This window comes from Kitasatospora sp. NPDC004745 (assembly GCF_042873275.1).
Lineage (GTDB): Bacteria > Actinomycetota > Actinomycetes > Streptomycetales > Streptomycetaceae > Kitasatospora.
The window spans coordinates 65,318-72,811 of record NZ_JBIALK010000038.1 but is presented as its reverse complement, the minus strand read 5'-3'; the positions used below and the strand labels follow the sequence as shown (position 1 = coordinate 72,811).

The 7,494-nt window shown below is 74.5% G+C and carries 8 protein-coding genes; 4 read left to right on the top strand and 4 right to left on the bottom strand.

Annotated elements, in window-relative coordinates:
• A partial coding sequence (locus ACFYUY_RS37090) for an amidohydrolase family protein (RefSeq protein ID WP_387907486.1) occupies positions 1–381 on the top strand: 381 nt, incomplete at its 5' end.
• A 72-nt stretch (positions 382–453) separates the two neighbouring features.
• On the opposite strand, the gene ACFYUY_RS37085 is transcribed toward ACFYUY_RS37090, so the two are convergent.
• Together ACFYUY_RS37085 and ACFYUY_RS37080 are read right to left on the bottom strand one after the other, a co-directional pair.
• The gene (locus ACFYUY_RS37085) at positions 454–1,446 is read right to left on the bottom strand and encodes a hypothetical protein (RefSeq protein ID WP_360215098.1); all 993 of its coding nucleotides are present in this window, start codon (positions 1,444–1,446) and stop codon (positions 454–456) included.
• A 144-nt stretch (positions 1,447–1,590) separates the two neighbouring features.
• A complete protein-coding gene (locus ACFYUY_RS37080) occupies positions 1,591–3,375 on the bottom strand; it encodes a diguanylate cyclase domain-containing protein (protein ID WP_387907483.1) in 1,785 nt (594 codons plus the stop codon).
• Between the two features lie 386 nt (positions 3,376–3,761).
• On the opposite strand from ACFYUY_RS37080, the gene ACFYUY_RS37075 reads away from it, so the two are divergent.
• Positions 3,762–4,298: a flavin reductase family protein gene (locus tag ACFYUY_RS37075; protein ID WP_387907481.1), complete on the top strand. Its 537-nt coding sequence runs from the start codon at positions 3,762–3,764 to the stop codon at positions 4,296–4,298.
• Positions 4,299–4,304: 6 nt separating this feature from the next.
• On the opposite strand, the gene arfB is transcribed toward ACFYUY_RS37075, so the two are convergent.
• A complete protein-coding gene (gene arfB, locus ACFYUY_RS37070) occupies positions 4,305–4,739 on the bottom strand; it encodes an alternative ribosome rescue aminoacyl-tRNA hydrolase ArfB (RefSeq protein ID WP_360215089.1) in 435 nt (144 codons plus the stop codon).
• Positions 4,740–4,870: 131 nt separating this feature from the next.
• On the opposite strand from arfB, the gene ACFYUY_RS37065 reads away from it, so the two are divergent.
• Both ACFYUY_RS37065 and ACFYUY_RS37060 read left to right on the top strand, forming a co-directional pair.
• Entirely contained in the window at positions 4,871–5,368 is a 498-nt protein-coding gene (locus tag ACFYUY_RS37065; protein WP_387907478.1) for a hypothetical protein, read from the top strand.
• 125 nt (positions 5,369–5,493) lie between these two features.
• Positions 5,494–6,069 (top strand): TerD family protein, encoded by a 576-nt coding sequence (locus ACFYUY_RS37060; protein WP_360215083.1) that lies wholly within the window; start codon positions 5,494–5,496, stop codon positions 6,067–6,069.
• 100 nt (positions 6,070–6,169) lie between these two features.
• Here ACFYUY_RS37060 and ACFYUY_RS37055 read toward each other — a convergent pair whose 3' ends face one another.
• A complete protein-coding gene (locus ACFYUY_RS37055; protein ID WP_360215080.1) occupies positions 6,170–7,411 on the bottom strand; it encodes a hypothetical protein in 1,242 nt (413 codons plus the stop codon).
• Positions 7,412–7,494: the final 83 nt, after the last annotated feature.

The following is a 7,494-nucleotide window of genomic DNA, read 5'->3' as shown; positions in this document are numbered from 1 at the left end:
GTCGCCCTGATCACCGACGCCATGGGCGCCGCCGGCATGGGCGACGGCCTCTACCCCCTCGGCCCCCTCCAGGTCCGCGTCCAGGACGGCGTCGCGCGCCTGGTCGAGGGCGGCGCGATCGCCGGTTCCACCCTCACGCTGGACGTCGCCTTCAAGCGCTCCGTCACGGTCAACGGCCTCAGCCTGGGCCAGACCGTCGAGTCGCTCTCCACCACCCCCGCCCGGCTGCTCGGCCTGGCCGGCACCACCGGCTCCCTCGAGACCGGCAAGCTGGCGGACCTCGTCGCCCTCGACTCCGAGACCTACGACCTGGTCGCCGTCATGCGCCGCGGCCACTGGGTGCTCGGCGCCGAGCGCTTCGACGTGGTGAAGCCCGCCTGACGGCCCCCGGGACGCCGACGGCCGCCCTCCCCCACGGGGACGGGCGGCCGTCGCGCACTCGGGCGCCGGGCGTCAGCCGCTCGGCTCGACGGTGATCTGGTCGATCAGGATCGGTCCGCCCGGCGCGGTGATGACGACGCTGTTCGCCCCGGCCTGCAGCTGCGGGAGTATCCAGGTGGTGTACCAGGAGGACGCCGGGTCCTTGCCGGGCGAGTAGTTCTTGAACGGCAGCCCGCTCGGCCAGTCCTTGCCGTTCACCGAGGCCGCGCCCTTCACGTCCGCGCCGGCGTTGCTGAAGTGCACCGTCAGCTTGTACGTCCCGGCGGTGGCGACCTCGCCGTTCCACGTCACCGAGCCGCCCTGCTGGAGGGTCAGGTAGCTGCCGTCCGCGGACTTGGCGCCCTTGACGCTGTTGCCGGACGGCGCGTTCTGGGCCTGCAGCTGGCCCGCGTCCACGGTGGTCGGGCCGGCCGCGACGGTGGCGCTCGCCGAGGGCGAGGCGGTCGGGGACGACCCGCCGGTCGCGGCGGTGGTGGGCGGGGCCGCGGCGGTGGTCTGGGTGCCGGACTTGGCGGTCTTGTCGCCGTCCGGGTCGCCCGAGGACAGCGCGATGCCGGCGCCGATCGCGATGGCCGCGACGACGGCGACCGCGCCGATCACCGCGCCCTTGCTGCGACCGCTGCTCGGCCGCTCCTCGCCCGGCTGCGGCCGGGAGTGCTCGGCGTAGCGGTTCTGCTGGGTGGGCGCCGTGCCGTACTCGGGCTGCTGCGGCGCCCCCTGCTGGGCGTACGGGGTCTGCTGCTGGCCCGGGTAGCCCGGCTGCTGCTGGCCGTAGGCCGGCTGCTGCGGCGCCCGGGGCGGGTACTGCTGCCCGTACTGCGCCCGGCCGACCTCCATCGGGCGGTTGTACGACGTCCGGGGCACGCCCTGCTGCGGCTCGGCCGACTGCCCGGTCGAGCCCTCGGCCGGGCGGTAGAGGTAGCCGAACGGATCGTCGTCCTGCGGGGCACCGCCCCCCTGGCCCTCGGGCACTCCGTTGCTGCCGGCGGTCGTCACGGTGGTCAACTCCCCCATCCGGTTCGCGCCGCCGGGTGCGGACCGGCGCAGATCATGGACGCTCTCGTACCCGGGAACCCTACCTGCCGTACCCGACTGCCGGGAAAGAGCCCTTGACAACCCACGGGTAACCTGCGCGGCCCCGGGGCCCGGTCAGCCCGCCCGCCGGTGCGAACGCTCGCCGCGCGCGCCGCGCACCGCGCCCCCGCGCGCCCGCTTCTCGTCGTACATCCGCTCGTCCGCGGTGTGCAGCACCTCCTCGGTGCTCATCCCGCAGCCCGCCCAGCCGATGCCGAGGCTGACGCCCACCCGCATCGCCCGGCCGTCGATCCGCATCGGCGGGATGATCGCGTTGCGCAGCCGGTGGGCGAGGTCCTTGGCCTCCTCCCGGCCGATGCCGTCGGCCAGCACGACGAACTCGTCGCCGCCGAGCCGGGCCACCGTGTCGCCGTCCCGGACGGCCTGGCTCAGCCGCCGGGCGACCTCGACCAGCACCGCGTCGCCGGCGTTGTGGCCGAACCGGTCGTTGATCGACTTGAAGCCGTCCAGGTCGCAGAAGAGCACCGCGAGCCCCTTGTCCGCGTGGGCCGCGGCCCCCGAGCGGAAGGGCGCCGACCAGGCCTCGCCCGGGCCGTGGTCGGTGGGGACCACCGCGTGCACGTGCTCCCCGCAGGCCGCGGTCAGCCCCGGCAGCGGACCGGCCTCGGGCAGCCTGTAGCCGTGCACCGGCCCGGCGTACGGGTCCGCCCCCTCCAGCCCGTCGTAGGCGGCGTGCGCGGCGTAGGAGTCCGCGGGGTAGCCGTACGGGGCCGGGTAGGCCGTCTCGGCCCCGGCGGCGGCGCCGACGGTCTGCGGCTCGCTGCAGAGCCGACGGGCCAGCCGGGCCTTCAGCTCGGCGCTGTTCGGCAGGCCGGTGAGCGCGTCGTGGCTGGCCCGGTGGGCGAGCTGGAACTCGTGCCGCTTGCGCTCCTCGATGTCCTCGACGTGGGTGAGCAGGAAGCTCGGGCCCTCGGCCGCGTCCGCCACGATCGAGTTGCGCAGGCACACCCACTGGTAGCCGCCGTCCCGCCGGGACAGCCGCAGCTCCGCCCGGCCGCTCTCGGCGCTGGTGCGCTCCAGCAGGGCCCGGTCCTCGGGGTGGACGAGATCGGCGAAGCTCTGCTGGCGCAGCACCGCGCGGGGGCGGCCGAGCAGCCGGCAGAGCGCGTCGTTGACCCTGGTCAGCTGGCCGCGACCGGCGCCGTGCAGTTCGGTGATGGCCATCCCGCTGGGCGCGTACTCGAAGGCCTGGCGGAAGCTCTCCTCGCTGGCCCGCAGCGCCTGCTGCTCCTTCTCCAGCCGGGCCAGGGCGCGCTGCATCTCGGCCCGCAGCCGGGCGTTGCCGATCGCGATGGAGGCCTGCAGCGAGAACATCTCCAGCGCCTCGCGGGTCCACGCCCCGGGCCGCTTGCCGCTGCGCGGACGGTCCACCGAGAGCACGCCGAGCAGGTCGCCGCCGGCGCTGTACATCGGGGCGAGCAGTCCGTCGGCCGGGTGCCAGTCGTTGGCGTAGACGGGCAGCGGGCCGTCCCCGATCCAGCGCGGGATGTCGCTGGCGACGGCCCAGCCTCGGTCGTAGGGGAGGAAGCGCAGGGTGCCCCAGTGGTCGCTGACGCCGAGCAGCCGGTCCCAGGACTCCCGGGAGCCGACCTGGCCGAGCAGCACGGAGGGGCCGCCCATGGCGCTCTCCTCGAGCTCCCAGACGGCCGCCACCACCAAGTCGCCGTCCGGGCGGACCAGGCTGACCGCGGCGGCGTCGAAGCCGAGCCCGTGCACCGCGCCCTCGACGACGGCCTGCAGCGTGCCCGCCAGGCTGCGGGCAGCGTTGAGGTCCGCCACGACCCGGTGCAAGGTGCGGAGGGTCGCGAGACGGACGTACGGCTCCGACTCGGCTTCCATGCGGGGGCTCCCCGGCTGCTTCGGATAGTTCTTGATTGGTTATCGTCCGATTGCCAGAAGAACTGAATCACAGGGAGCACAGCGTTCGGCACGCTCGGTCAGCAATAGGCCGCTACTTGTGACTTAAATCACACAACACTAATGCGCCCTTAATCAGCTCATCCGCCCCATAGCGGTACATCACGCGCTATCAGGGCAATTCCCGTGGTCGACCTCATCGGTCCCGCACTGAAGGCCCCTGCCGCCCGGCAGGCCCCTCACTTCACTCCTGAGAGTGAGCTCCACCACCTCGCGGGGGGCGGGTCCCGCCACCGCCCGTGACCCCGGCCCGCGCCGGTGGTCCTACGACCTCGGCCCGATGCAGAGCGCGGCGGCCTCCGGCTACCGTGCGGTACGTGTACCCGTCCCCGCAGCCCGAAGCTGCCACCCAGGCCACGCCCGACGAGTTCCGGGCAGCACTCTCCCAGCTCGCCGCCGGCGTCAGCCTGGTCACCGTCCACGACCCGGAGGACGGCGAGGACATCGGCATGACCGCCACGTCCTTCCTCTCGGTGTCGCTGGAGCCCCCGCTGGTGCTGATCTCGGTCCGCGAGGACTCCCGGATGGACGAGGTGCTCACCCGGACGGACACCTGGGCGGTCTCGCTGCTCACGGAGGGCCAGAAGGCGCTCGGCTCCCGCTTCGCCATGAAGGGCCGGCTCAGCGACCGGCTGCTCTTCGCGGACACCCCGCACCGGCGCGGCCCGCACTCCGGGGCGCCGCTGATCGACGGCGCGCTCGCCACCGTCGAGTGCCGCACCGAACAGCGGATACCCGCAGGTGACCACACGCTGCTGCTCGGCCGCGTCCTGGAGGCCGTGGTCCCCAACCCGGCCGGCCGGCCGCTGCTCTACTTCCGCGGCGGGTACCGCGCCCTCGGCTGAGCCCGCCTACTCGCCGCCCCGCGGCGAGCGCCGGCCCTGCTTCAGCTCGGAGCGGTGCCGCTTGCCGGCCAGTCGCCGCTCGACCGTCCCCCGGCTGGGCCTGGTCGCCCGCCGGGCCTTCGGCGGCGGCGCGCACGCCTCGGTCAGCACCGCCGACAGCCGGGCCGCGGCCGCCTCCCGGTTGCGCCACTGCGAGCGGAACTCGGAGGCCTGGATCACCAGCACCCCGCCGTCCACCAGCCGCCCGGCCAGCCGCTCCAGCGCACGCTCGCGCCACACCTCGGGCAGCGCCCGGGAGGACGCCAGGTCGTAGCGCAGCTCGACCTTCGTGTCGGAGGTGTTGACGTGCTGGCCACCGGGGCCGGAGGAACGCGAGAAGCGCCAGACGAGCTCGGCGTCGGGGACGACCACCGACCCCCGTACGCGGATGGGCTCGGGCATGCGCCCATCATCCCGCGCCCGCCCCCGCCGGGTCACCCGGTTATCCGCACCGGTCCGGGCGGGTCCGCGGACCCCCGCCCGCCCGCCACCGGCACCGCCCCGGTTCCGCGGCACCGCCCGCAGCCCGGACAATGGCCTACGTGATCGAGCTCGGCTACTCCCTCTCCAACCGCTTCCCCGACCCTCCGCAGACGGACTACCGGTCCGCCTCGGTGCACGCGCTGCGGTACGACCTGTTCTGCGGCGACGTCTACCTGGAGGCCGAGGGCGCCGAGCTGTCCACCGCCTGGGGGTGGGTGCCGGTGCTGGACTTCGCGTGGGCGCTGTGCGACATCGCCGAGCAGCTGGACCGCGACCCGGACGGCGGCCGGGCCGCCCGGGTGCAGACCGCCGACCTGGACTTCACCCAGAACACCGAGCTGCTGCGGTTCGCCCGCCGCTTCAACTGGGTCGAGGTCAGCGCGACCTGGCTGCCGGACGAGCCGCCCGCGGTGGTGCGCCACGGCGAGCTGCGGCGCGAGGCCCGGGACTTCCTCCAGGACACCCTCGCCGATCTGTTCGACATGCACCCCGACCTGGCCGACAATCCGAACATCTGGTCACTGCAGGGCCGGTTCCGCCGGATCTGATCCCCGTTATTGCCCCGCCTTTGCCCGGGGATTGGCGGCCACCAGAAATTCACGGACTCCGTGGAACCAACCCACCCGAGTATTGCGTTGTCCGGGGAAAAGCGAACGAAGGGACTGCAATCGCCATGCCAGTGAGCCTCTCCAAGGGTGGCAACGTCTCGCTGACCAAGGAGGCCCCCGGCCTGTCCGCGGTCAGCGTCGGCCTGGGCTGGGACGTCCGGACCACCACCGGCGCCGAGTTCGACCTCGACGCCAGCGCGATCGTCCTGAACGCGGACGGCAAGGTGCTGTCCAACGGGCACTTCGTCTTCTTCAACAACACCAGCACCCCCGACAACACCGTCGTGCACACCGGTGACAACCGCACCGGCGAGGGCGTCGGCGACGACGAGTCGATCAACGTGAACCTGGCCGGCCTGCCGGCCGAGGCCGTCAAGATCACCTTCCCGGTCACCATCTACGACGGGGTCGCCCGCGGCCAGAGCTTCGGCCAGGTCCGCAACGCCTACATCCGCGTGGTGAACGCCGCCGGCGGTGCCGAGATCGCCCGCTACGACCTCTCCGAGGACGCCGCCACCGAGACCGCGATGATCTTCGGCGAGCTGTACCGCAACGGCGGCGAGTGGAAGTTCCGTGCCGTCGGCCAGGGCTACGCCTCCGGCCTGGCGGGCATCGCCCAGGACTTCGGCGTCCAGCTCTGACGCCCCGCCGGGCCCGTCCCGGCACCCCCGGGAACGCCGCGGCGCGGGAAGTCGGTCGGACCGACTTCCCGCGCCGTCGCCGTTTCCAGCGGCCCCGGGCTCAGCGCGAGGCGCGCAGCTCCGGGAGCTGGATCAGCTCGGTCTCCTCCTCCGGGGTCAGGTCGACCACCTCGGGCACCGCCCCGTCCCCGGCCGCACGGCCCGTCGGCTCGTCGCGACCCTCCGGCTCGCCGACGCCCTCCGGCGCGGGCGCCGCCTGGGCCTCCCGGACCTCCTGCGCCTCGGCCTGCGCCTGTGCGGCCACCGCCTCGTCGCCCACCACGTCCGCGAGGTCCGTGCGCTCCCCCAGCTCGGCGACGCTGCCCACCGCCGGCGCCGGGGCCGCCGCACGCACGGCCGAACCCGGAGCAGCACCAGTACCAGCACCGCGGCCGAAGAAGCTGAAGCCCTGTCCGCGCGCCCCGGACTGCGCCGGGCGCAGCCGCTGCCGTTCCACCGGGGCGGGCACCGCGACCGGAGCCGTCGGCGCCCCGCCGAGCTGCCCGACCGTGGCGGTCAGCGCCGGGCGCACCGGCGCGGGCCGCACCGGCGCCTGGGCGGCCGGAGCCGGCACCGCCGGGGCCTGGGCCGGGGTCGGCACCGCAGGGGCCACCGGAGCCGGCACCACGGGCGCCACCGGGGCCGGTACGACGGGCGCAGGGGCCACCGCGGCCGGAGCCTGCCGGACCGGGGCCTGCCTGGCCGGCGCCGCGGCCGCGCGCAGCGCGACCTCCGCGCCCGCGGTCCGCTCCCGCTGCGCCTCCCGCTCCGCCGCCCGCCGCGCCAGCAGCCGCAGCACGGAGCCGGCACGGACGAACGCGGCCGGGCTGGCCGGGTGCTTGGGGCGGCTCGCGGCGAGCGCCCGTTGGGCCGCCTCGGCCTCCTTGAGCGCCTGCTCGGCCACCGCCACGGCCCGCTCCCGCAGCAGCCGGGCGATCTCCGTCTCGGCCTTGGCGAGCCGGGACTTCTCCGCGGTGAGCCGCCGCCCGAACCGGGTGGCCCGCTCCTCGGCGACCTCGGCCGCGTACTCGGCCTCCGCGAGCTGCTCCTCGAAGCGCTCCTCGGCCCGCAGGCGCTGTGCGACGGCCATCTCGGCGGCGGCCCGGGCGGCCTTGTCACGCTGCTTCAGGAGCAGCGCGAAGCCGAGCGTCGCGATCACCGCCGCGACGCCCACCGAGCGCACCAGGATGGTGTCCTGACTGAAGAGCAGGGCGCCCAGCGCGGCCACGAGCAGCACGCCGGCGGCGGTGGGGGGGAAGATCCGGCCGAGGACGGAGGAATGACGGTGACGTCCGCGAGACATGCCAAGAAACTAGCGTGCGAATTGGGGCCGTGTCAGCCCAGGGTCCCCTTCCGCCCTTGACAGTGCGCAAGTTTTACCGCACG